Genomic DNA, 23355 nt, shown 5'->3' on the forward strand with positions numbered 1-23355 from the left:
GATGACGTGCTGATTCTGGCCCTTGCGGCCACCCTCATCGGGTTTGTCCTGCTCGTGGTCGGCCTGGTCACGGGAACCGTGTGGCTGGCGGTCGCCTGCATCGTGGTGTGCCTGGTCGGTCTGATCTTCCTGGTCGCCGACATCGTGCGCTCCTCGCGACGCGGCGGTGACGCTCCTGCCGACTCCGGTGGCGGCTTCGGCTTCGGCCCTGCCGACCATGACGGCGATGTCGACGAGACGAACGATGGTGCCGACGACGGCGCGATCGAACCGGACGCCGGGGAAGACGTCCGGGTCTCACCGGAGCAGGAACGGCAAGCGCTGTGGCAGGGCGTCGTCGAACCACAATCGGGACCCAACCCTCAGGTCGCGCCGGAATCGACCGGGGCGACACAGTCCGCCCCGGTGTCCCGTCCGGTGCAGCCGACCGCCCCACCGGGGGCGCCGGCTGCGCAGAATCCGGGGGGTACGCGACCGGCCCAGACGCCGAACACCGGCGGTGGGTACGCCGACTACCTCCGTTCGGTGGGTGCCGGCGACGTCCCGCGCACGGGACAGCAGCCGGTGTACCGGCCCGGGCCTGCGCCCGGATCGCCGCCCCGGCCCCAGAACGGTCCGGCCCAGAACAGTCGGGGTCAGGCGGGTCCGGGTCAGAACGGTCCGGGCGGTCAGCCGCCTCGTGCGCCCCAGCGTCCACCGGGGCCGCAGCAGCCGCAGCGCAAGATCGACCCGCTCGATCCGGAGTGGCGACCGCCCACCCAGTAGGGAGTGGTCCGATCCCGGTGGTCATCGGGGCTCGGCCAGAGCCTCGGAGGGTATCGGGGCGACGGTCTGCTCCGGGGGCGAAGTGGTGTCGGCGGGTCCGGCATCGTTACACTGGACAACGCGTTGATCCGGCCATCACCGGGGAGCACCCGGAAGAACGGCGTCCACCACCGTGGATGCTCACTAGAACCGGGCGGGTCGGCCCGTCACAGCCGACGATCCCGTCGATCACCCGTTGATCGGCGGAGATCCCGAGAGGCATCGGCCTGCCGATGCAAACGGGGTGGTACCGCGCGCCGAGCGATCGTCGCGTCCCCGTGCCGAACACAGTGGTGACCCGACATCTGGCAAACCCAGCACAGTGGTCACATGGCACGAGGAGTCCCCACGATGAGCGACGAGTCCACCCGCTCCCACCCCGACGCCGGCAGCGGCGCGTCCCGCGCGTACCCGGTGATCGACATGACCGGCGGCGACGGCCACGGTGCACCGTCGTTCCCCGATGTCGAGCAGAAGGTGCTCGCGTACTGGGACGCCGACCAGACCTTCACCGCGTCCATCACCAACCGTGCCGATGCCGAGGAATTCGTCTTCTACGACGGCCCGCCGTTCGCAAACGGACTGCCGCACTACGGCCACCTCCTGACCGGTTACGTCAAGGATGTGGTACCGCGGTACCAGACCATGCGTGGCAAGCGCGTCGAGCGCCGATTCGGTTGGGACACCCACGGATTGCCTGCCGAGCTCGAGGCGGAGCGGCAGCTCGGTATCACCGACAAGGGTGAGATCGAGAAGATGGGCGTGGAGAAGTTCAACGACTTCTGCCGCGACTCGGTGCTGCGCTACACCGGCGAGTGGCGTGACTACGTCACCCGCCAGGCCCGGTGGGTCGACTTCGACAACGACTACAAGACGCTCGACCTCGACTTCATGGAGTCGGTCATGTGGGCGTTCCGGCGGCTCTGGGACAAGGGACTGATCTACCAGGGCTACCGTGTGCTGCCGTACTCCTGGTACGAGCAGACCCCGCTGAGCAACCAGGAGTCCAAGCTCGACGACGCCTACCGGATGCGTCAGGACCCGGCGGTCACCGTCACCATGCCGCTGAGTGCGCCGGCCGACGGCCCGCTGGCCGGTCTCGACGGGGTCAACGCCCTGATCTGGACCACCACGCCGTGGACCCTGCCGTCGAACCTCGCGATCGCGGTCCATCCCGGGGTGACCTACGCCCACGTCCGCACCGAAGAAGGTGTCGGATACCTGCTGGCGCAGGCACTCGTCGGCGCCTACGCCAAGGAACTCGGTGAGGTCACCGAGGTGGCCACCTACGTCGGTGCCGACCTCGCGGGGCTGACCTACACCCCGCCGTTCGACTTCTTCGTCGGGCACCCCAACGCCCACCGGATCCTGACCGCCGACTACGTCACCACCGACAGCGGCACCGGAATCGTCCACCTCGCACCGGCTTTCGGTGAAGAGGACATGGATGTCGCGACCGCCAACGGCATCGAGGTGGTGCAGCCGCTCGACCCGGGTGGCCGGTTCACCTCGCTGGTGCCGCCGTACGAGGGCCTGATGGTCTTCGACGCCAACCCGGTGATCATCAAGGACCTCAAGGCCGCGGGCCGCATCCTGCGCCACGAGACCATCGAGCACTCCTACCCGCACTCGTGGCGGTCGGGGCAGCCGCTGATCTACATGGCGGTGCCGTCGTGGTTCGTGGCGGTCGATCCGATCAAGGACCGGATGATCGAGCTCAACAAGCAGATCACCTGGGCGCCGTCGCACATCCGCGACGGCCAGTTCGGCAAGTGGCTCGAGGGTGCCCGCGACTGGAACATCAGCCGCAACCGGTACTGGGGTGCGCCCATCCCGGTGTGGGTCTCCGACGACCCGGAGTACCCGCGCACCGACGTGTACGGCTCGCTCGACGACCTCGAGCGGGACTTCGGGGTGCGCCCGGACAACCTGCACCGTCCCTACATCGACGAGCTGACCCGGCCGAACCCCGACGACCCGACCGGACGCTCGACGATGCGTCGGGTACCCGAGGTGCTCGACTGCTGGTTCGAGTCCGGCTCGATGCCGTATGCCCAGGTGCACTACCCGTTCGAGAACGCCGACTGGTTCGACGGTGACCCGAACAGCGCTGTGCTGCCGCACAATCCGGGCGACTTCATCGTCGAGTACAACGGGCAGACCCGCGGCTGGTTCTACAACCTGCACGTCCTGGCGACCGCGCTGTTCGACCGGCCCGCGTTCAAGACCGTTGCCGCACACGGCATCGTGCTGGGCAACGACGGCCAGAAGATGAGCAAGTCCAAGCGCAACTACCCGGACGTCAACGAGGTCTTCGACCGCGACGGCAGCGATGCCATGCGGTGGTTCCTGATGGCTTCACCGATCCTGCGCGGCGGCAACCTGGTGGTCACCGAGCGTGGCATCCGTGAAGGCGTGCGGCAGGCGCTGCTGCCACTGTGGAACGCCTACAGCTTCTTGCAGCTGTACGCGGACAAGCCGGCCACCTGGCGGACCGACTCGACCAATGTGCTCGACCGCTACATCCTGGCCAAGCTGGCCGTCACGCGCGACGAGATGACCGAGGCGCTCGACGTCTACGACATCGCCGGTGCGTGCGAGTCGTTCCGGGAGTTCGTCGAGTCGCTGACCAACTGGTATGTGCGCCGTTCGCGCGCCCGGTTCTGGTCCGGTCAGAACGACGACCCGGATGCCTTCGACACCCTCTACACGGTGCTCGAGGTGTCGGCACGGCTGGCCGCCCCGCTGCTGCCGCTGGCCACCGAGGCGATCTGGCGTGGCCTGACCGGCGGTCGGTCGGTGCACATCACCGACTGGCCGGCGGCGTCGGACCTGCCGGCCGACCCGGATCTGGTGGCGGCGATGGACCAGGTGCAGGCGGTGTGCTCCACCGCGTCGAGTGTGCGCAAGGCCAACCAGCTGCGCGTGCGGCTGCCCCTGCCGGGGCTGACCGTGGCGTCCCCGCGGGCCGAACTGCTGCGTCCCTACACCGACCTCGTCGCCGACGAGATGAACGTGAAGTCGGTGACCCTGTCGACCGACACCGCCGCCTACGGTCGCAACGATCTGGTCGTCAACGCACGTGCGGCCGGTCCGCGTCTGGGCAAGGACGTCCAGCGGGTGATCAAGGCGGTCAAGGCCGGCAACTGGGAGATGCGCACCGCTGCCGACGGTACCGAGGTGGTCAGTGCCGACGGCATCGACCTGCAGGAGGGGGAGTACACCCGCAAGCTGGTCGCCGAGTCACCCGAGTCCACCGCGGAGCTGCCCGGCGGTGGCGGTCTGGTGGTCCTCGACATCACCGTGACCCCGGAGCTCGAGGCCGAGGGCTGGGCCAAGGACCGTGTCCGCGAACTGCAGGATGCCCGTCGCAATCTGGGCTTGGACGTGTCCGACCGCATCGAGGTCCGGATGGTCGTCCCGGCCGAGCGGGTCGAGTGGGCGCGGACCCACGCCGGGCTGATCGCCGGTGAGGTGCTGGCCGTCGACTTCGAGGTGATCTCCGCCGACGCCGCGGCCGTCGGCGCGATCGAACTCGGTGACGGCGTCACCGTCGACATCGCCCGCACCGACCGGCGGTGATCTGCCGGTTCACGCGCTGATTCACCGACGCGGGACCGAGATGGCAGGATGACCGGGTGCAGCTCGACACCCGGTTTCCCCATCCCGGTCCCCGCGTGCCCGTGCTCGGTGACATCTTCGGCGCCGATCGCCGCCGGCCCACCCTCCACGAGATGGAGCTGGCCAAGACCCTCGGACCGATCTACGAGCGCAAACTGCTCGACATCCACCTGACGATCGTCGCGGGTGGCCGGCTGGCCGCCGAATGCAACGACGAGCAGCGGTGGGCGCGGGCCCTGGCCGGTCCGACGTTGAAGTTCCGCGAGATCACCGGTTCCGGACTGTTCACCGCGCGAACCCGGGATCCGTTGTGGGCGCAGGCCCGTCACATCCTCGACCCGGGTTTCGCGCAGGGTGCACTGCGCGTCTACCACGAGGCGATGACGTCGGTGGCCGACGATCTCGTCGCGTCGTGGACGGCGGCTGGGGTGGTCGACGTCCACCGGGCGATGACCGATGCGACGCTGGAGGTGATCGCTCGCGCCGGGTTCTCGCGCGATCTCGGGCTGTTCTCCGAGGCGGGCCCGCAGCCGGAGGTGGCCGACCTGCTCCAGACCCTGGCCACGGTGCTGTCGTGGGCGTCGGAGTCGTCCAACGACCTCCCCGTCATCGGCCCGATCCGTGGTGCATGGCAACGACGTTCGTTCGCCGGTGGCCTCGACCGGGTGCGCGACTACGTCGACGGGATCGTCGCCGACCGGGTCGCCGGACGCGAACCCGAGCGAGACGACCTGCTCCGGCTGATGCTGAACTCGGCCGACCCGGAGACCGGAGAGATGTTGCCGCACGACAACATTCGCGATCAGGTGCTGACCTTCCTGGTCGCCGGTCACGAGACGACGGCGGCGCTGCTGGAGACGGTGGTGTGGTACCTGGCCCGTCATCCCGACCTCGCCGCCCGGGTGCGGGCCGAGGCCGGGATGCGTGGATTCGACTACGCCGGGGTGGCGGGTATGAAGTTCACGCGGTCGGTGCTCAACGAGGCGCTGCGGCTGTGGCCGGCGGTGCCCGCCTACTTCCGCACCTCACGTGTCGACCAGCAACTGGGTGGCTACGACATCCCGGCCGGTCACACCGTGCTGGTGCATGCGTTGTCGTCGCAGCGCGACACCGACGTCTGGGGGGACGACGCCGCCACCTTCCGGCCGGACCGCTGGGAGGCGAAGGCCTTGCGGGAGTTCCCCGATCGCTTCTTCACACCGTTCGGCACCGGACCGCGATCGTGCATCGGTCGGGCCTTCGCGATGCAGGAGTCGGCGCTGATGATCTCGCGGCTCGCCGACGCCTTCGACCTGGCCTTCGCCGATCCTGCCGACGATGCGCGTTCGGCCCCGGAGATGCGCGAACGCGGAACACTGCGTCCGGCCCCGTACCGGCTCACCTGCACCGCCCGGACGCCGGTCACCGCCCACGACCGGCGCCGCTGATCAGCCGGTGCAGTGAGCTGTCCGGGTCGGGTGGTGACCATCTCGGAGGCGATGCGGCAGCCGTCTCGCCGGATCACGACGACGAGCGATGCCGACTCCGTCCTCGCATGCCGATTTCCGTTGACCGGGCACCCGTTCTCGTTGACTGGGCGCCTGTTCTCATTGACCGGGCGTCGACGACGTCGTGGGTACACACATCTCATCCGAACAGCGTGGTGAGCACCGTCCCCAGTTGAGCGGCGAACAGGGCGTCCGCATCGTCGAGGTCCGGTCCGTACTGGCCGAAGATCTCCAGACTCACCATGCCGACGATCGTCGACCACAAGGTGACCGCGGCGGTCAGTGCCTCGTCGGAGATGGACAGTCCGAACTCCGACCGTGCGCCCCTCATGAAGCCCGCCGGCGGTGCGGTGACGGGCGCGGCGGGACGGAGCGCCCCGGCGGCCTCGGCGTCGGCGATCTCGTGGAGCAGTCGTGCCTGCACGCGGGTGCCCGGTCCGACGGTGCGCTCGGGTGGGGCGGCGTAGCCGGGTACCGGGCTGCCGTACAGGAGCGTCCATCGTGCGGTGTCGCCGACACCCCAGGCGCGGACGGCGGTCGCCCCGGCCACGATGCGGGCCCGGTGGTCGGCGGGGTCGACCTCGTCGATCCGGGCCTCGACCGCATCGGCGAGGTCGGTGTAACCCTCCACCAGCAGCGTGGTGAGCAGTTCGTCGCGACTGGGGACGTATCGATAGACCGCCGACGACACCACGCCCAGATCGCGCGCGATCGCCCGTAGGGACAATCCGGCGGCACCGTGGCTGCGCAGGTGCTCACGGGCGAGACGACGGATCTCGGTCTCCATGGCCTCGCGGTTCTCGGCGCGGGTGGGGGCTCGGCGGGTCATCACACGCATCCTGCCACATCGGAGAGCGGTGCTCTTGAAATCCTTGGACGATCGGTGCATGATCGAAACGAGAGCAGTGCTCTCTAATACCTGGAACCGACGAGGAGATCCCGTGAACACCACCCAGTACCGACCGCCCCAGGGATTCGACACCACCTTCAATCGCCTCGCCCGATGGCTGGTCGACCACGGCGTCAACCTGGCCGGCGCCCAGACCCTGACCGTCACGGGACGAAAGTCCGGTCAAGCGCAACGGGTCCCGGTCAACCCGCTGGTCGTCGACGGCACCGAGTACCTCGTGTCACCGCGCGGCAACAGCCACTGGGTGCGCAATGTGCGCGTCGAACCCACCGCCGAACTCCGACGTGGACGACGTGGCCGGTCGGTGCGCCTGGTCGAGGTGGACGTCGCCGACCGCCCGGCCGTGATCGCTGCCTACCTGAAGGCATGGGGATGGGAGGTCAAGCGGTTCCTGCCGGAGGGGATGGGCGTCGACGCGGGCCCCGACGATCTCGCCCGCTACGCACCCCAGATCCCGGTGTTCCGTATCGAGTGACCCCCACGATCTGCGACGAACCGGCGAACCGTGCCGCCGGCGCCCCTGCCGGCCCGCGCGAGTCCGCCCGCCACGTCCACCCCGCGGACGGCCCACCTAGGATGTCGTCGTGTCACCCGAAGTCCCCTCCGCACCGACCGAGTCGAGTGCCCGCTGGGTGATGCACCTGGACATGGACGCCTTCTTCGCGTCGGTGGAACAGCTGACCCGGCCGACCCTGACCGGACGGCCGGTCCTCGTCGGCGGTCTCGGTGGCCGTGGGGTGGTGGCCGGCGCCAGCTACGAGGCCCGGGTCTTCGGTGCCCGGTCGGCGATGCCGATGCATCAGGCCCGTCGACTCGTCGGCGCGCAGGCGGTGGTGCTCCCGCCGCGCGGTGCGGTGTATCGCGCGGTGAGTGAGCGGATCTTCGCCCGGGTGCGATCGGTGGTCGGCGTGATCGAGATGCTGTCCTTCGACGAGGCATTCGCCGAACCGGCCGAACTCGTCGGCGCGACCGCCGCCGACGCCGAGGCGTTCGCCGAGGACCTGCGCGGACACATCCGCGACGAAGTGGGCCTCGCCGCGTCGGTGGGTTTCGGTTCCGGTAAGCAGATCGCCAAGATCGCCTCCGGGATGGCCAAACCCGATGGGGTGATGGTCATCCCGCCGAGCCGGGAGCTCGCCTTCCTGCATGGGCTGCCGGTCCGCAAGCTGTGGGGGATCGGGCCGGTGTCGGGGGATCGGCTCGCGCGCATCGGCGTGAACACGATCGGCGAGTTCGCCGCCCTCAGCGATGTCGAGGTGGCCTCCCTGCTCGGTGCCACGGTCGGTCCGGCGTTGCACCGGCTGGCACAGGGGGTCGATGACCGTCCGGTCACCGAACGTGCTGCGGCCAAACAGATCTCGGCAGAGTCGACCTTTCAGCGTGACATCGTCGACCTGGCCGGCTTGCGTCCGGCCATCGAGAAGGCCGCCGCCGACGCGCACCGCAGACTCGTCGCCGACGGTCGCGCGGCCCGCACCGTGGTGCTCAAACTCAAGCGATCCGACATGTCGGTCCTGACCCGGAGTTCCACCCTGCCCACGGCGACCGCCGATCTCGATGTGCTTGCGGCGCTGGCACTCCGGATGGCCCTCGATCCGCTCGAGATCGGTCCGGTGCGGCTGGTCGGCGTCGGCTACTCGGGGCTCAGCGCGGTCGAGCAGTATGCCCTGTTCGACGAGGACCCGGACGCCGATGCGGCATCGGCGGTCACGTCCTCACCGACCGCACCCGACGGTACTGCACCCGACACCGCTGCACCCGACGCCACCCGTCCCGACGGCCGCCTGATCGGCGCGCAGCAGGTGGGTGGATCGCCGGAGAACCGGTGGGCCACCGGCGCGGACGTGCGCCATCCCGACCACGGACACGGCTGGGTGCAGGGGAGCGGCCACGGCAGGGTCACCGTTCGCTTCGAGACCCGTTCGACCGGGCCGGGTTTCGCGCGGACCTTCGCCGAGGACGACCCGGATCTGCGGGCCGGTGACCCGCTCGATTCGCTGGATTGGGTGTCGGCGCCGGACGACTAGGACGGTTCGGTGCCCGCGCGGATCAGCGTTCGCGGGGATCGGATGCGGAGAAGAAGTCCGCGACCTCGGCGGCGTCGCATCCGGTGGACAGCAATGCCAGCAACGCGATCCGGGCCTGCGGTGCGCGCAGCCAGCGCGACACCACCGCCCCGGCACGCTCCAGATCGACCGCACCGCCCCCGCCGCCATAGGTTGCGGCCACCGGGCCCAAGGGGACACGGGTGGTGAGCACCACGACCACCCCGCGTTGCCGGGCCAGGCTGACCTCGGCGGTGATGTCGGGATGGGCATTGCCCGACCCGGTCCCGGCCAGGACGATCCCGGCCGCGTTCTGCGCCACCGACGCGGCGATCAGACCCGGCGACACCCCGGGATAGAGCGTGTAGGCATCCACCCGGGCCGGATGCCCCACCGGAACCGGCCCGGTCAGCAACGGTCGCGGCAGCCCGTCGTGGACGGTGTCGAAGGCCTCGGCGCCGGCGGTCTGCGCCTTGAACGCACCCCGGGCGGCGAGGGCGGTGCCGGCCATCATGATCTGCACCCCGCGACCCCGCGATGCCGGATCGGCGGCCAGCCGGATCGCATCGTCGAGATTGGCCGGTCCGTCGGAATGCGGCGAATCCGAGGGATAGGCCGCACCGGTGAAGATCACCGGACGCCGATCGCCCGCGAACAGATCCGCGAGAAAGGCGGTCTCCTCCATGGTGTCGGTGCCGTGGGTGACCACCACACCGTCGACCCCCGGGTCGGTGAGGGCGTCGGCGATCGCCGTCACGATCCGGAACTGATCCGACGGGGTCAGCGACGACGAGTCCACCGACATCAGGTCCACCGACTCCACGTCGGGCGAATCGGGTGCCTCGGTCCCGTCGGAGAGCAGTTCCGACGCCGACAGCACGGGCACCGCGCCGTCGGCGGTGGTCCGCGAGGCGATCGTCCCGCCGGTCGTGATGACGACGATGCGTTTCGGGGCCGTGGGTGACATGCCTGACAAGATTTCCGGGAACCCGGGGGTCTCGTCAACCGTTTCCGTCCCGTCAACCGCTGCCCGAGGGTGCCCGCGACGTCCATGTGTCCCGCGGTCGTCCCCGGTGCCGTTTGGCATAGTGGTGAGAGTTCCGACCGGCCCCGGTCGCAGCACCTCCGGGTGTGTAGTTAGTTGTGTGAAGACAGTGAGGGAGATCGTTGAAGTTTCCGAAGATCGTAGGCGCGGTCACGTTGGCCGCAGCGGTGATGATGGGTGTCGCAGCCTGTGGTGGTGACAGTTCCGACGACGTCCCGACCGTCCCGCAGACCTCCAGCGCAGCCTCCACGTCGGGTGCCGCCGGAGCTGCCGACGTCACCGACCCCAAGGTCCTGCCGACCGTCGCGCAGCTGAACACCATGCTCGACACCGCCCTGGATCCGGACGTGCCGAACGCGCAGAAGACCCAGCTGGTGCAGGGCTCCCAGAAGGACCCCGACATCTTCGACAAGCTGGTCAAGGCGCGTGAGGACAACCCGGGCGTCACCTACAAGATCCTCGGCCCGGTGATCGCGGACGGTCCCAACAAGGCCACCGTCAAGGTGCAGATCAAGCTGCCCGACAACCCGCCGACCCCGTTCGACGCACAGATCGTCTACGACGGCGGCCGCTGGAAGCTGGCGAGCAGCACCGTGTGCCCGCTGGTCACCGGTAACGGCATCGAGAGCGCGATGTGCCCGACCTCGTCGACGACGACCAAGAAGTCGACCTCGGCGACGAACTGACCGCCGTACTCCGGCATCGAAGACCACGACCGGTGGTCATCGGCCCTCACCGGGCCGGTGACCACCGGTTTCGTCGTCTTCGGGAGATGCCCGGCCCGCGTGACGGGAGCCGGGCACCGGTCACCGCCAGGCGAGGGTGAAGCCGAGTTTCTGCAGCAGCGACTGGTCGCCGGCACCGACGAGTTCCCGCGCGCCGGTGTAGGTGGCCTGCCCGCCGACCGGCAGCCCGCGCGTGAGGTCCAGGGTGACCTCGCCGGAGCCGGTGTAGGAGTAGCGGGCGATGGTCAGCGTGGCATCGCCGCCGGGGATGGTGAAGATCGAGTTCACCGGGGACTCCTCGGCGGTGAACGCGATGGTCAGCCGGTTGCCGTCCCACGCGGTCAGGCGTGCCTCGACGGTCTGTACGACCGTCGCCGCCGACGCGATGGTCCGTTCGGTGCGCCAGGTGGCGCCCACCCCGATCGCGTCGACCGGCACGGTGATCGCATCGTGCAGGGCCTGGACGAGGGACTGCTCGATCGCACTACGGGCCTCCGACGACGACGCGTCGGTGGGGGCGAGTCGCAACGACAGCGGCGCCAGCCCGGGACCGAACGAGAGTGCGCCGGTGCTGCCCGCCGCGGCGGCCAGCTGCCGGCGCAGCGTCGGGTCGGGTGAGGTGGGGGTGCCCAGGGTCAGGTCGAGCTCGGTGTCGGAGGTGCAGTCGAATCGCGCGGTGAGCGGCATGTCGACGGTCCGCGTGGTGGCCGCCGACACCGACTCCTCGGTGGAGGAGGTGGTGAGGGTCACCTGTTGCGGGGCGGTCCGGTCCGGGACGGCCGCGGCCACCCGGCGCGGTTCGGCACCGGCGCCGGTGAGGGTCACCGACGCCGAGGGCAGACCGATCGCGGTCGCGTTCGCGGCGGCGGGCTGCGCCGCACATCCCGTCGTCGGAGCGGCCACCGACGACGCCGTCGGGGTGCTCTCGCCGCCGGACCCGCAGCCGGCGAGCAGCAGCGCGGTGGCCGTCAGGCCGGCCCCGATCGCGGTGGACAGGTGGCGGTGACGCGTCGGACGGTGCGGCGTCGGAGGGGGGACAGAACCGGGGAGATCGGCGGTCACGGGCACAGCGATCAAGCGTATTGCACGCGTCAGGGATGATGGTCACGTGGATGATGCAGCGATGAGTGAGACACCGCAGCCGGCGGGCGCCCGGAAGCGGAGGCCGGTCCTGCTGGTGCTGGCGGCGATCGCCGGGACCGTCGTGGTGCTGGACATACTGACCAAGACCTGGGCGGTCGAGACCATCGTCCCGGGGGACCCGATCCACATCATCGGTGATGTGGTCACCTTGCGGATGGTGCGCAACTCCGGAGCGGCGTTCTCGATGGCGGAGGGCTACACCTGGGTGCTCACCCTGATCGCGCTCGCGGTGATCGCGGTGATCATCCGGTACAGCAGCCGACTCCGCTCGGGGTGGTGGATGCTGGGCCTGGGTCTGGTCCTCGGCGGTGCCCTGGGTAATCTGGTCGACCGCATCTTCCGTTCCCCCGGGGTGCTGCGCGGCCACGTCGTCGACTTCATCTCGGTGGGCTGGTGGCCGGTGTTCAACATCGCCGACTCCGCGGTGGTGTGCGGCGCGATCCTGCTGGTGGTGTTGTCGCTGCTCGGTTTCGACTACGACGGCAGCCGCTCCGGGTGGGCCGCGCGCCACGACCGTGAGCCCGAACCGGCCACCGCGACCGAAGCCCCGAACCCGACCTCGAAGGAGAGTGACCGCGATGCGTGAGTCACGGTCACTGCCGGTGCCCGACGGCGTCGACGGCATGCGCCTGGACGCCGGCGTCGCCCGCATCCTGGGCCTGTCCCGCACGGTGGCCGCGCGCCTGGCCGACGACGGCGACATCACCGTCGACGGCGTGTCGGTGGACAAGTCGCACAAACTCGCCGCCGGGAGCTGGCTGGACGTGCTACTGCCCGCGCCGGCCGAGCCGCTGCGGGTGGAACCGACCCCGGTCGAGGACCTCGAGGTGATCTACCACGACTCCGACATCATCGTCGTCGACAAGCCGGTCGGTGTGGCCGCCCACCCGTCCCTGGGCTGGTCGGGTCCCACCGTGGTCGGGGCGCTCGAGGCGGCCGGCTACCGGATCTCCACCTCGGGTGCCGCCGAACGGCAGGGCATCGTCTCGCGGCTCGACGTCGGCACCTCCGGGGTGATGGTGCTCGCGGTGTCCGAGCGTGCGTATTCGCTGCTCAAGCGTGCTTTCAAATACCGCGAGGTGGACAAGGGCTACCACGCCCTGGTGCAGGGTCATCTCGATCCGCCGGAGGGCACGATCGACGCGCCGATCGGACGGCACCGCGGCAACGACTGGAAGTTCGCGGTGACCGCCAACGGCAAGCCGAGCATCACCCACTACGACACCCTGGAGATGTTCGCGGCGGCCTCGTTGCTCGACATCCACCTCGAGACCGGCCGCACCCACCAGATCCGCGTGCACTTCTCGGCGCTGCACCATCCCTGCTGCGGCGACATGACCTACGGTGCCGACCCGAACCTGGCGAAGCGACTGGGTCTGGAACGGCAGTGGCTGCACGCGCATTCGCTGGGCTTCGCCCATCCCGCCGACGGCCGTCGCGTGGAGTTCGTCAGCCGCTACCCGCGTGATCTGCAGCACGCGCTCGACGTGCTGCGGGAGGGGTAGGCGCAGGTCTGCCGGTCGGTGCGTCCGGCATACCATCCGTCACTCCGGGCACACCCGGGCGCGCCCGCCCGATCCTGTCGTACCGAGCGCCTAGAGTTGATGCAGTTCGTCCCCGACCGGCCGCATCCGTGGTCGCGCCCGGGGCCGTCCGAGATCTCCGTTCGACTTGTTCTATCCGTTCCACACCGTTCGAGGTGAGAGGCGTCCGTGGCCGATTCGTTTGTTCACCTGCACAATCACACCGAGTACTCGATGCTCGACGGCGCCGCCAAGGTGTCGCCGCTGTTCGCCGAGGCCAAACGATTGGGCATGACCGCCATCGGCATGACCGACCACGGCAACATGTTCGGTGCGAGCGAGTTCTACAACACCGCGGTCAAGAACGACATCACCCCGATCATCGGTATCGAGGCCTACATCGCCCCGGAGTCGCGGTTCAACACCAAGCGTGTGCAGTGGGGTACCCGCGACCAGAAGGGCGACGACGTCTCCGGTTCGGGTGCCTACACCCACATGACGATGGTCGCCGCCGACGCGACCGGCCTGCGCAACCTGTTCAAGCTGTCCTCGCTCGCCTCCATCGAGGGCCAGCTGGGCAAGTGGGCCCGGATGGACGCCGATCTGATCGCCCACCACTCCGAGGGCATCATCGCCACCACGGGCTGCCCGTCGGGGGAGGTGCAGACCCGGCTGCGGCTGGGCCACGAGCGCGAGGCCCTCGAGGCCGCCGCCAAGTGGCAGGAGATCTTCGGCCCGGAGAACTTCTACCTCGAGGTGATGGAACACGGCCTGGAGATCGAACGCCGGGTGCGTGACGGCCTGCTCGACATCGGCCGACAGCTCGGCATCAAGCCGCTGGCCACCAACGACTGCCACTACGTCACCCGGGAGCACGCCGCCGCCCACGAGGCGCTGCTGTGTGTGCAGACCGGCAAGACCCTCTCCGATCCCACCCGGTTCAAGTTCGACGGTGACGGCTACTTCCTGAAGTCCGCCGCCGAGATGCGCGAGCTGTGGGACAACGAGATCCCCGGTGCCTGCGATTCCACGCTGGAGATCGCCGAGCGTATCGAGTCCTACGCCGATGTGTTCACCCACCGCGACCGGATGCCGATCTTCCCGGTCCCCGACGGCGAGACCCAGCAGACGTGGTTGCGCAAGGAGGTCGCCGCAGGACTGAACCGGCGATTCCCCGGCGGCCCGCCGGAGAACTACCTCCAGCGCGCCAACTACGAGCTCGACGTCATCATCCAGATGGGTTTCCCGGCATACTTCCTCGTCGTCGGTGACCTCATCCGGCACGCCCTCGAGGTGGGCATCCGGGTCGGTCCGGGTCGTGGTTCGGCGGCCGGTTCGCTGGTCGCCTGGGCGTTGGGCATCACCAACATCGACCCGATCCCGCACGGTCTGCTGTTCGAGCGGTTCCTCAACCCCGAGCGTGTGTCGATGCCCGATATCGACATCGACTTCGACGATCGCCGCCGCGGTGAGATGGTGCGCTATGCCACCGAGCGGTGGGGCACCGAGAAGGTCGCCCAGGTCATCACCTTCGGCACCATCAAGACCAAGGCCGCGATCAAGGACTCCGCCCGAGTCCAGTTCGGCCAGCCCGGCTTCGCCATCGCCGACCGCATCACCAAGGCGCTGCCGCCGCCCATCATGGCCAAGGACATCCCGGTCTGGGGGATCACCGATCCCGAGCACGAGCGGTTCGGCGAGGCCGCCGAGGTCCGCACGCTGATCGAGACCGATCCGGACGTCAAGAAGATCTACGACACCGCGCTCGGGCTCGAGGGACTGATCCGCAACGCGGGTGTCCACGCATGTGCGGTGATCATGTCGTCGGAGCCGCTGACCGACGCCATCCCGGTGTGGAAACGTGCCCAGGACGGCGCGATCATCACCGGCTGGGACTATCCGTCGTGTGAGGCCATCGGCCTGCTGAAGATGGACTTCCTGGGTCTGCGCAACCTCACCGTCATCGGTGACGCGCTGGAGAACATCAAGATCAACCGGGGCATCGACCTCGACCTCGACACGCTGCCGCTCGAGGACCCCAAGACCTACGAACTGCTCGCCCGCGGCGACACCCTCGGTGTGTTCCAGCTCGACGGCGCGGCCATGCGTGACCTGCTGAAGATGATGCAGCCCACCGGGTTCGAGGACATCGTCGCCGTGCTCGCGCTGTACCGGCCGGGTCCGATGGGTGTGAACGCGCACACCGACTACGCCAAGCGCAAGAACGGTCTGCAGGACATCCGGCCGATCCACCCCGAGCTCGAAGAGCCGCTCAAGGAGATCCTGGCCGAGACCTACGGTCTGATCGTCTACCAAGAGCAGATCATGCAGATCGCGCAGAAGGTGGCCGGGTACTCGCTCGGACAGGCCGACCTGCTGCGCCGCGCGATGGGCAAGAAGAAGAAGGAGATCCTCGACGAGGCCTATGACGGCTTCGCCGACGGCATGCGCGACAACGGGTTCTCGCAGGCCGCGATCACCGCACTGTGGGACACCGTCCTCCCGTTCGCCGGATACGCGTTCAACAAGTCGCACGCGGCCGGCTACGGTCTGGTCTCCTTCTGGACCGCCTACCTCAAGGCCAACTTCCCGGCCGAGTACATGGCCGGTCTGCTCACCTCGGTCGGCGACGACAAGGACAAGGCGGCGATCTACCTCGCCGACTGCCGCAAGCTCGGGATCACGGTGCTGCCGCCCGACGTCAACGAGTCGCAGCGCAACTTCGCCGCCGTCGGCCCCGACATCCGCTTCGGTCTGGCGGCGATCCGCAACGTCGGTTCCGGTGTGGTCGGTTCGATCATCGAGGCGCGCTCGGAGAAGGGGAAATTCACCAGTTTCTCCGACTACCTGAACAAGATCGACGTCACCGCCTGCAACAAGAAGGTCACCGAGTCGCTGATCAAGGCCGGTGCCTTCGACTCGCTCGACCACCCGCGCAAGGGCCTGTTCCTGATCCACACCGAGGCCATCGAATCGGTGATCGGCACCAAGAAGGCCGAGGCCGTCGGGCAGTTCGACCTGTTCGGCGGCGGGGACGACGCCGCCGATCCCGGGCTGGCCGAGGTGTTCGCGGTCAAGGTGCCCGATCAGGAATGGGACACCAAGCACAAGCTGACCCTGGAACGGGAGATGCTCGGCCTCTACGTGTCCGGGCATCCGCTGGCCGGTGTGGAGCATGCGATCGCCGCGCTGACCGACACCTCGATCACCCAGTTGCTGGAAGGCAACATCTCCGACGGCGCGCAGATCACCATCGGCGGCATCATCTCCTCGGTCACCCGGCGGGTGAACAAGAAGGGCGAGCCGTGGGCCGCGGTCACCCTCGAGGACATGGTCGGTGGGGTGGAGGTGTACTTCTTCCCGCGGGCGTTCACCGCCTACGGCATGGACATCGCCCCCGACAACATCGTCCTGGTCAAGGCGCGCGTGAACATGCGTGACGACTCGATGATGATCAGTGCCAACGATCTCGCGGTGCCCGATCTCGCGGCCGCCGGAGCGTCCAAACCGGTGTCGCTGACGCTCCCGGCACGGATGTGTACCCCCGACCGGGTGCAGGCCCTCAAACAGGTCCTCACCCGTCATCCCGGGACCGCCGACGTCCACGTCAACCTGGTCAGCGACGAGCGGTCGACGCTGCTGCGGCTGACCGAGTCGTTGCGGGTCACACCGAGTTCGGCACTGATGGGCGACCTCAAGGCGCTGCTCGGGCCGAGCTGTCTGACCTGAGCCGGCCGCCCCGGAGGTCGCATCACCTGAACTGGGGTTTCACCACCCCGTCGGACAAGGTTTCGGTACCCCGAACATTTCTCTTCGCAGTGCGGTAAAGTGGTCGGCACGCCAGACGAAACCACCGATGCCCTGGGGGTGCGTGATGACCGCGATGATCGAGCCGACCACCGTCGTCCGTCGATCGGTGCTGCCGACCCGCGAGATCGGCGGTGTCGCGTGGCCGGTCTACAAGCTGCACGCGGTGGTCGCTGCGCTCGTGGTCGCCGTGGTGTCGCTGGCGGTGTTCACCTCGATCGAGGCCACCGCCTGGCTGTCGGGACTGACCCTGCTGCTGGTCTGGTGGGGTGAGCGTTACCGCGCCGGGAAGGCCGCCACTGCATCGCGGTCCCACCCGGCCGGGATCTCATAGATCCGTCCGTCGAATCCGGCGCGGAACAACCGTCCCGCCGAGAAGCCGGAGCCACCGCGTCCATAGCTCAGCACGCTCGACAAGGCCAGACCCTGTGCGAGCACGCAGTAGCGGCCCGGTCCGGTGATCCGCACGATCCGGCCGTCGGCGTTGAACGGCACCACCGGGCGGTCCCGCGAATCGAGTGTCAGCCCGTCCGGCGCCGCCGTCACATCGGCACCGCCGAGGGTGAGCAGACTCTGCACCACCCGCGGATTCGCGGTCGAGATCCGGCTGACTCCGGGGTTGACGAACGTCCGCGACACGTACAGGAACCGGTCACCACGACCGAGTACCGCGCCATTGGCGCTGGGCAGCGTCCCCCACGCCGCATCGACCTGTCCGCCGGGTGACACCCGTCCGATCAGTGTGCCGAAGTCGTTGGTGGCATAGACGTCTCCGTTTCTGGCCACATCCATGCCGTCGGCGGCCGACAGGCCGCCCACCCACGGCCGCAGGTTCCCGGTCCGCACGTTCAGGCGGGCGATCGCCCCGCCGCGGATCACGTCACCGGCCGCGACACGGGCATCGGCACCGTAGCCGACGAGCAGGGTGCCGTCCGGAGCCCACGCCAATGCGCCGGCCCCGCCGGAGGGGACCCGGGCGATCGGGACCGCCGGCGCACCGGGCGCGGCCAGCCGGAACACCCGACCACTGAGCAGATCGGTGGTGTAGGCCGCCCCGGCCGCGTCGACGGTGAGGCCTTCCAGGGCCGCTCCGGGCACCGTGCCGACCAGGCGCGGAGGCGGTGCGGCACCGCACGATGCGGCCGAGGCCGGGGCGCCCCCGACCGCCCCGATCAGGGTGACGGCCAGTGCCCCGATGCCGGTGAGCACGGCGATGCGTAGGGCTGCGGTACGACGGTGAGATGTCATGCGAGGCTCCGAACCGTCATCCGGGGGTGGACCCGGACGGCTGGCACTGTGATGACCGAGACTGTGATATCCGACACTGGGGAGTGTAGGCGCGTGCGTGGCCTGCGGGAAGGTCTCCTTCCGGGCTCGCCCCGGAAGTGGCCGTCTGCGGCGACGGTGAGACCATGGATGTCGTGAATACGCAGCATGCCACCACTACTTCCGTCCCGGGTTCCGCACTGAACGCCGCCGCCATCGACGCGGCCGCCGAGCGGATTGCCCCGGCGGTGGCATGCACCCCCCTCGAGGCGGCGCCGCGAATCAGCCGGGACGTGGGCGCCCAGGTCTACCTCAAGCGGGAGGATCTGCAGTCGGTCCGGTCCTACAAGATCCGCGGCGCGTACAACGTGATGGCGCAGTTGTCGGAGGAAGAATGCGCACGTGGCGTGGTCGCCGCCAGCGCCGGCAACCACGCACAGGGTGTGGCCTTCGCCTGCCGGGTGATGGAGGTGCACGGCCGGATCTATGTGCCGACCACCACCCCGAAGCAGAAGCGGGACCGTATCCGCTGGCACGGCGGTGAATTCGTCGAACTGATCGCTGTCGGCGACACCTATGACGCGGCCGCGGCCGCGGCCCAGGCCGATGTCCTGCGCACCGGTGCCACCTGGATCCACGCCTTCGACGACCCGCGCACGGCGGCCGGACAGGGCACCATCGCCCGCGAGATCGTCGATCAGCTCGGTCGGGTACCCGACGTGGTGATCGCCCCTGTCGGCGGTGGCGGTTGCCTGGCCGGCATGGCCACCTACCTGCGGGCCCTGAGCCCCGAGGTCACCATCGTCGGCGTGGAGCCGACCGGTGCCATCTCACTCGCCGCGGCCCTGGTCTCCGGCGGTCCGATCACCCTCGACGACATCGATCCCTTCGTCGACGGCGCAGCCGTCAAGCGCATCGGTGGCCTCGGTCACGGCGTGATGGCAGGACTGGGCTCGTCGGTCACCGCCCATCCGATCCTGGAGACACTGTCGGCGACTGCGGACACCCGGGTCCTTCCGGACGAGCCGGTGGCCCTGCCCGCCGGCGCCGCACACATCACCCACGTCGACGAGGGCGCCATCTGCACCACGATGCTCGAGCTGTACCAGAACGAGGGCATCATCGCCGAGCCCGCGGGTGCACTCGCCGTCACCGGCCTGTCGCAGCTCAAGCTGCCCGACGACGCGACCGTGGTGTGCCTGGTCTCCGGTGGCAACAACGACGTCTCCCGTTACGGCGAGATCATCGAACGGTCGCTGGTGCATCAGGGGCTCAAGCACTATTTCCTGGTCGACTTCCCGCAGGAGCCCGGCGCCCTGCGACGTTTCCTCAACGAGGTCCTCGGCCCCGACGACGACATCACCCTGTTCGAGTACGTCAAGCGCAACAACCGCGAGACCGGTGCCGCCCTGGTCGGCATCCAGCTCGGCAGTCGTGACGGTCTGCCCGGCCTGCTCGACCGGATGGACCACTCACGCCTCGATTGCGTTCAGCTGAAGTCGGATTCGCCGGAGTACCGCTACCTGACCTGATCCGACCCACCGGGATGTCGGCAATCATTGGTGGTCTGTAGGAAAAGACGAGATCCGAACGGCGGTGACCACTTTGGTGGTTGAGCCGGCTGATCGTCTGTTGAATCAGGTGAGATGCGAACGGCGGTAACCTTTTTGGTGGTTGAGCCGGGACCGAGCCGATAGGCGAGGACCCGTGTCGAAACCCGGTGGGTCGGGTTGCGGGGGTTTCGACTCGACTTGTCGCTGCGCTCCGCGTCGGCTCAGCCGTCGTCGGTTTGGTGAGATGTGTACGGCGGTGATTGCTTTGGTGGTTGAGCCGGCTGATCGTGTGTTGGATCAGGCGAGATGTGAACGGCGGTGATCGTTTTGGTGGGTGAGTAGCCTGATCGTCTGTTGAATCAGGTGAGATGCGAACGGCGGTAACCTTTTTGGTGGTTGAGCCGGGACCGAGCCGATAGGCGAGGACCCGTGTCGAAACCCGGTGAGACGACGATGTCGGCAACCACCGGGAACGGGCCAACGCTCACGCAGTCGGACGTCGGGGACCGATCGCCACCGAATGTCCGCCCAGCCGGAGTCCTCCCGGTGTCACGTCGTACTCGCCCCAGCCGAGCCGTACCGCCGACACCGACACCCCGCCGACGTCGACAGCGTCCTCTCCGAGGTTGCACACCACCGCCCATCGGCCACGGAACATCGCGAACCACCGGGCATCCTCGTCGAACTGCGTCGTGGTGGAACCGAAGTCCACTCCGGCGAACGCCGGTTCGGTCTTGCGCAGGGAGATCAGATCGCGGTAGAACGCGAGCATCGCGGCGTGCTCGGGGAGTTCCCGTTCCGACCAGTCCAGCTTCGATCGCAGGAAGGTCTGCGGATCCTGGGGGTCGGGGATGTCGTCGGCGTCCCAGCCGTGGGCGGCGAACTCGGCCTTGCGTCCTCGGGCAGTGGCCTGCCCGAGCTCGGGCTCAGGGTGGGACGTGAAGTACTGGAACGGGGTTCGCGCCGCCCACTCCTCACCCATGAACAGCATCGGGGTGAAGGGGGAGAGCAGCACCAGGGCGGCCTTGATCGCGATCTGCCCGGCATCGAGGTAGGCGGTCGGCCGGTCGCCGATCGCGCGGTTGCCGATCTGATCGTGATCGCAGGTGTAGGCGAGCAGGGCGGTGGTGGGTAGGGTCGGCGGGATCGGGCGGCCGTGGTGGCGACCGCGGAACGACGAATACGTCCCGTCGTGGAAGAACCCTCCGCGCAACACCTTCGACAACGATTCCAGGCTTCCGAAGTCGGCGTAGTAGCCCTGTCGTTCCCCCGACACCGCGGTGTGGATCACGTGATGGATGTCGTCGTCCCATTGCGCGGTGAGTCCGTAACCGCCGGCCTCGCGCGGGGTGAACAGGCGTGGATCGTTCAGATCGCTCTCGGCGATCAGCGACAGCGGACGGCCCACCTCCGCCGACAGCGCATCCGTCGCCTCGGCCAGGGCCTCGAGCAGATGCACCGCTCGATGGTCGACCAGCGCATGTACCGCGTCCAGACGCAGTGCGTCGACGTGGAATTCGTCGAACCACCGTAGCGCGTTCTCGACGATGAACCGTCGCACTTCGTCGGAATCGGGTCCGTCGAGATTGAGCGATGCCCCCCACCCGGTCGAACCCCCGAGATACGGACCGAACTTCGACAGGTGATTGCCCGACGGTCCGAGATGGTTGTACACCACGTCGAGCACCACACCCAGCCCGCGGACATGGCATGCGTCGACGAAACGGGCGAATGCCTCCGGGCCGCCATAGGTCTCCTGCACGGCATACCAGCCGACCCCGTCATAGCCCCAGTTGTGGGTTCCGTTGAACGCGTTGACCGGAAGCGGTTCGACCAGGTCGACGCCCAGATCCACCAGGTCGTCGAGGTGTGCGATCGCGGCGTCGAATGTGCCGTCGGGAGTGAAGGTTCCGATGTGCAGCTCGTAGATCACCGCACCCCGCACGTCACGGCCGGCCCAGTGCGCGTCGTGCCACACCGCGTCGTCGACGGTGAACAGCGCCGACAGTCCGTGAATCCCTTCGGGCAGTCGCGCCGACCGCGGGTCGGGTACCGGATCGTCGACACCCGCCATCACGAATCCGTACCGCAGTCCCGGGCCGTCGACGACGCCGAGCGCGGCGAGTGCGCCGGGATCGGGTCGATACCAACCGGGTTCGTCGTCGGGGAGCATCGCCACAGTGGATCGTCCGGTCAGGTTCGGGGTGTCGACGACGAGGTGCAAGCGCTGCGCGCTCGGCGCCCAGACACGCACCTCGTCGAGCGTGCGAGGCGGACGGAACGGACGTGTCGGCGCGGTGTCGCAACGATTCGGGCGTTTCTGCCCCGATTGCTTCTCCGCGATGGTTATCGTGGCGTCACCTGATCGGGTGTGGTCCCTCGCCGGGAGGCGACCATCCTGTGGTTCGCTCATCGTCCTCACCTTAGGTTCGCGATGGGAGAACTGCAGGCCACACCGGGTGTGACCCATGCCATAAGAGACTAAGGCGGTGCGGTATATTACTGGCGACCAGGCCTGCCAGGGGGGGCGACGCGATGGTTGAGAGACGCAGGGTTGGGGATTGAGTACTGACGTGGAGGCTCCGGGGGATGGGGCCGCGGCAAAGGGCCGGGGGAAGCCGAACGCGGCGACCACCTGGTTCCGTGAGCACGTGGTCGCCAGCTTCGAGACATTCGGTCGTCAGCTGGCGATGTTCGTCGAGGTCTTCAAGGTCCTGATCGAGGACATCGTCAAACGACGATTCCCGTTCGGCGAGTTCATCCGTCAATGTGCCTTCATGTCGAGCACCTCGGTGTTCCCGACCCTGCTGGTCGCCATCCCGATCGGGGTGATCGTCTCGATCCAGGTCAGCAACATCGCCGGCCAGATCGGCGCGACGTCGTTCTCCGGCGCGGCCACCGGGCTCGGTGTGATCCGCCAGGGCGCCCCGCTGGTCACCTCACTGCTGCTGGCCGGCGCGGTGGGCTCGGCGATCGCCGCCGACCTCGGCTCCCGCACGATCCGCGACGAGATCGACGCGATGAAGGTGATGGGCGTCAACCCGGTGCAGCGCCTCATCTCACCGCGCCTGCTGGCCACCATGGTCGTCAGCTTCCTGCTCTGCGGCTTCGTCTGCTTCGTCGGATTCATCACCGGCTACGTCTTCAACGTCTACTTCCAGGGCGGCACACCAGGCAGTTACACCGGCACCTTCGCGGCGTTCGCCTCGGTGTCGGATCTGTTGTTCGCCCTGATCAAATCGGTGATATTCGGTGCGATCGTGGCCATCGTCGCCTGCGACCGCGGCCTCAACACCCGTGGTGGGCCCGCGGGTGTGGCGAACTCGGTGAACGCCGCCGTCGTCAACTCGGTGCTCCTGCTGTTCACCGTCAACGTGGTCCTGACCCAGCTGTTCGCGATCCTCGTCCCGACGAAGGTGGTGTGAG

The 23355-nt window shown here is 68.5% G+C and carries 17 protein-coding genes; 12 read left to right on the forward strand and 5 right to left on the reverse strand.

Annotated features, from left to right (window positions below):
* Window positions 1-6: 6 nt before the first annotated feature.
* The 3 genes from Q9K23_RS23355 to Q9K23_RS23365 all read left to right on the forward strand — a co-directional run bounded on the left by Q9K23_RS23355 (window position 7) and on the right by Q9K23_RS23365 (window position 5852).
* On the forward strand, window positions 7-765 hold the full coding sequence (locus Q9K23_RS23355) for a hypothetical protein (RefSeq protein WP_053777359.1): 759 nt from the start codon (window positions 7-9) through the stop codon (window positions 763-765).
* 390 nt (window positions 766-1155) lie between these two features.
* The gene (gene ileS / locus Q9K23_RS23360; protein WP_053777358.1) at window positions 1156-4386 is read left to right on the forward strand and encodes an isoleucine--tRNA ligase; all 3231 of its coding nucleotides are present in this window, start codon (window positions 1156-1158) and stop codon (window positions 4384-4386) included.
* 56 nt (window positions 4387-4442) lie between these two features.
* Entirely contained in the window at window positions 4443-5852 is a 1410-nt protein-coding gene (locus Q9K23_RS23365; protein WP_053777357.1) for a cytochrome P450, read from the forward strand.
* 199 nt (window positions 5853-6051) lie between these two features.
* On the opposite strand, the gene Q9K23_RS23370 is transcribed toward Q9K23_RS23365, so the two are convergent.
* A complete protein-coding gene (locus Q9K23_RS23370) occupies window positions 6052-6741 on the reverse strand; it encodes a TetR/AcrR family transcriptional regulator (RefSeq protein ID WP_053777398.1) in 690 nt (229 codons plus the stop codon).
* A 112-nt stretch (window positions 6742-6853) separates the two neighbouring features.
* On the opposite strand from Q9K23_RS23370, the gene Q9K23_RS23375 reads away from it, so the two are divergent.
* On the forward strand, window positions 6854-7297 hold the full coding sequence (locus Q9K23_RS23375; RefSeq protein ID WP_020793427.1) for a nitroreductase/quinone reductase family protein: 444 nt from the start codon (window positions 6854-6856) through the stop codon (window positions 7295-7297).
* A gap of 109 nt (window positions 7298-7406) precedes the next feature.
* Complete coding sequence (locus tag Q9K23_RS23380; protein ID WP_261977936.1) at window positions 7407-8849, forward strand: DNA polymerase IV; 1443 nt, start codon at window positions 7407-7409, stop codon at window positions 8847-8849.
* 22 nt (window positions 8850-8871) lie between these two features.
* Here Q9K23_RS23380 and Q9K23_RS23385 read toward each other — a convergent pair whose 3' ends face one another.
* On the reverse strand, window positions 8872-9834 hold the full coding sequence (locus Q9K23_RS23385; protein WP_053777355.1) for an asparaginase: 963 nt from the start codon (window positions 9832-9834) through the stop codon (window positions 8872-8874).
* A gap of 200 nt (window positions 9835-10034) precedes the next feature.
* Between Q9K23_RS23385 and Q9K23_RS23390 the strand changes: the two genes are divergently transcribed.
* Window positions 10035-10598: a hypothetical protein gene (locus Q9K23_RS23390; RefSeq protein WP_020793243.1), complete on the forward strand. Its 564-nt coding sequence runs from the start codon at window positions 10035-10037 to the stop codon at window positions 10596-10598.
* A 120-nt stretch (window positions 10599-10718) separates the two neighbouring features.
* On the opposite strand, the gene Q9K23_RS23395 is transcribed toward Q9K23_RS23390, so the two are convergent.
* Complete coding sequence (locus tag Q9K23_RS23395; protein ID WP_348533953.1) at window positions 10719-11699, reverse strand: hypothetical protein; 981 nt, start codon at window positions 11697-11699, stop codon at window positions 10719-10721.
* Window positions 11700-11760: 61 nt separating this feature from the next.
* On the opposite strand from Q9K23_RS23395, the gene lspA reads away from it, so the two are divergent.
* The 4 genes from lspA to Q9K23_RS23415 all read left to right on the forward strand — a co-directional run bounded on the left by lspA (window position 11761) and on the right by Q9K23_RS23415 (window position 17444).
* Complete coding sequence (lspA, locus tag Q9K23_RS23400; RefSeq protein ID WP_053777354.1) at window positions 11761-12366, forward strand: signal peptidase II; 606 nt, start codon at window positions 11761-11763, stop codon at window positions 12364-12366.
* On the forward strand, window positions 12359-13285 hold the full coding sequence (locus Q9K23_RS23405; RefSeq protein WP_053777396.1) for an RluA family pseudouridine synthase: 927 nt from the start codon (window positions 12359-12361) through the stop codon (window positions 13283-13285). Before lspA ends, Q9K23_RS23405 begins: the two co-directional genes overlap by 8 nt.
* Window positions 13286-13492: 207 nt before the next feature.
* Complete coding sequence (dnaE, locus tag Q9K23_RS23410; protein ID WP_053777353.1) at window positions 13493-17032, forward strand: DNA polymerase III subunit alpha; 3540 nt, start codon at window positions 13493-13495, stop codon at window positions 17030-17032.
* A 145-nt stretch (window positions 17033-17177) separates the two neighbouring features.
* Window positions 17178-17444, forward strand: coding sequence for a hypothetical protein (locus Q9K23_RS23415; RefSeq protein WP_053777352.1), 267 nt, complete (start codon window positions 17178-17180; stop codon window positions 17442-17444).
* Here the strand turns inward: Q9K23_RS23415 and Q9K23_RS23420 are convergent.
* The gene (locus Q9K23_RS23420) at window positions 17387-18358 is read right to left on the reverse strand and encodes a hypothetical protein (protein WP_053777351.1); all 972 of its coding nucleotides are present in this window, start codon (window positions 18356-18358) and stop codon (window positions 17387-17389) included. The two genes, Q9K23_RS23415 and Q9K23_RS23420, sit on opposite strands and share 58 nt — an antisense overlap.
* Before the next feature lie 164 nt (window positions 18359-18522).
* Between Q9K23_RS23420 and ilvA the strand changes: the two genes are divergently transcribed.
* Window positions 18523-19908 carry a threonine ammonia-lyase IlvA gene (gene ilvA, locus Q9K23_RS23425; RefSeq protein ID WP_053777395.1) on the forward strand — a complete coding sequence of 462 codons (1386 nt, stop codon included), beginning with the start codon at window positions 18523-18525 and terminating at the stop codon, window positions 19906-19908.
* A 505-nt stretch (window positions 19909-20413) separates the two neighbouring features.
* On the opposite strand, the gene treZ is transcribed toward ilvA, so the two are convergent.
* Window positions 20414-22183: a malto-oligosyltrehalose trehalohydrolase gene (treZ, locus tag Q9K23_RS23430; RefSeq protein WP_244882568.1), complete on the reverse strand. Its 1770-nt coding sequence runs from the start codon at window positions 22181-22183 to the stop codon at window positions 20414-20416.
* Window positions 22184-22580: 397 nt separating this feature from the next.
* On the opposite strand from treZ, the gene Q9K23_RS23435 reads away from it, so the two are divergent.
* Window positions 22581-23354 carry an ABC transporter permease gene (locus Q9K23_RS23435; protein WP_020790610.1) on the forward strand — a complete coding sequence of 258 codons (774 nt, stop codon included), beginning with the start codon at window positions 22581-22583 and terminating at the stop codon, window positions 23352-23354.
* Window position 23355: the final 1 nt, after the last annotated feature.

Source organism: Gordonia sp. NB41Y (genome assembly GCF_030718915.1).
In the GTDB taxonomy this organism is placed as follows: Bacteria; Actinomycetota; Actinomycetes; order Mycobacteriales; family Mycobacteriaceae; genus Gordonia; species Gordonia desulfuricans.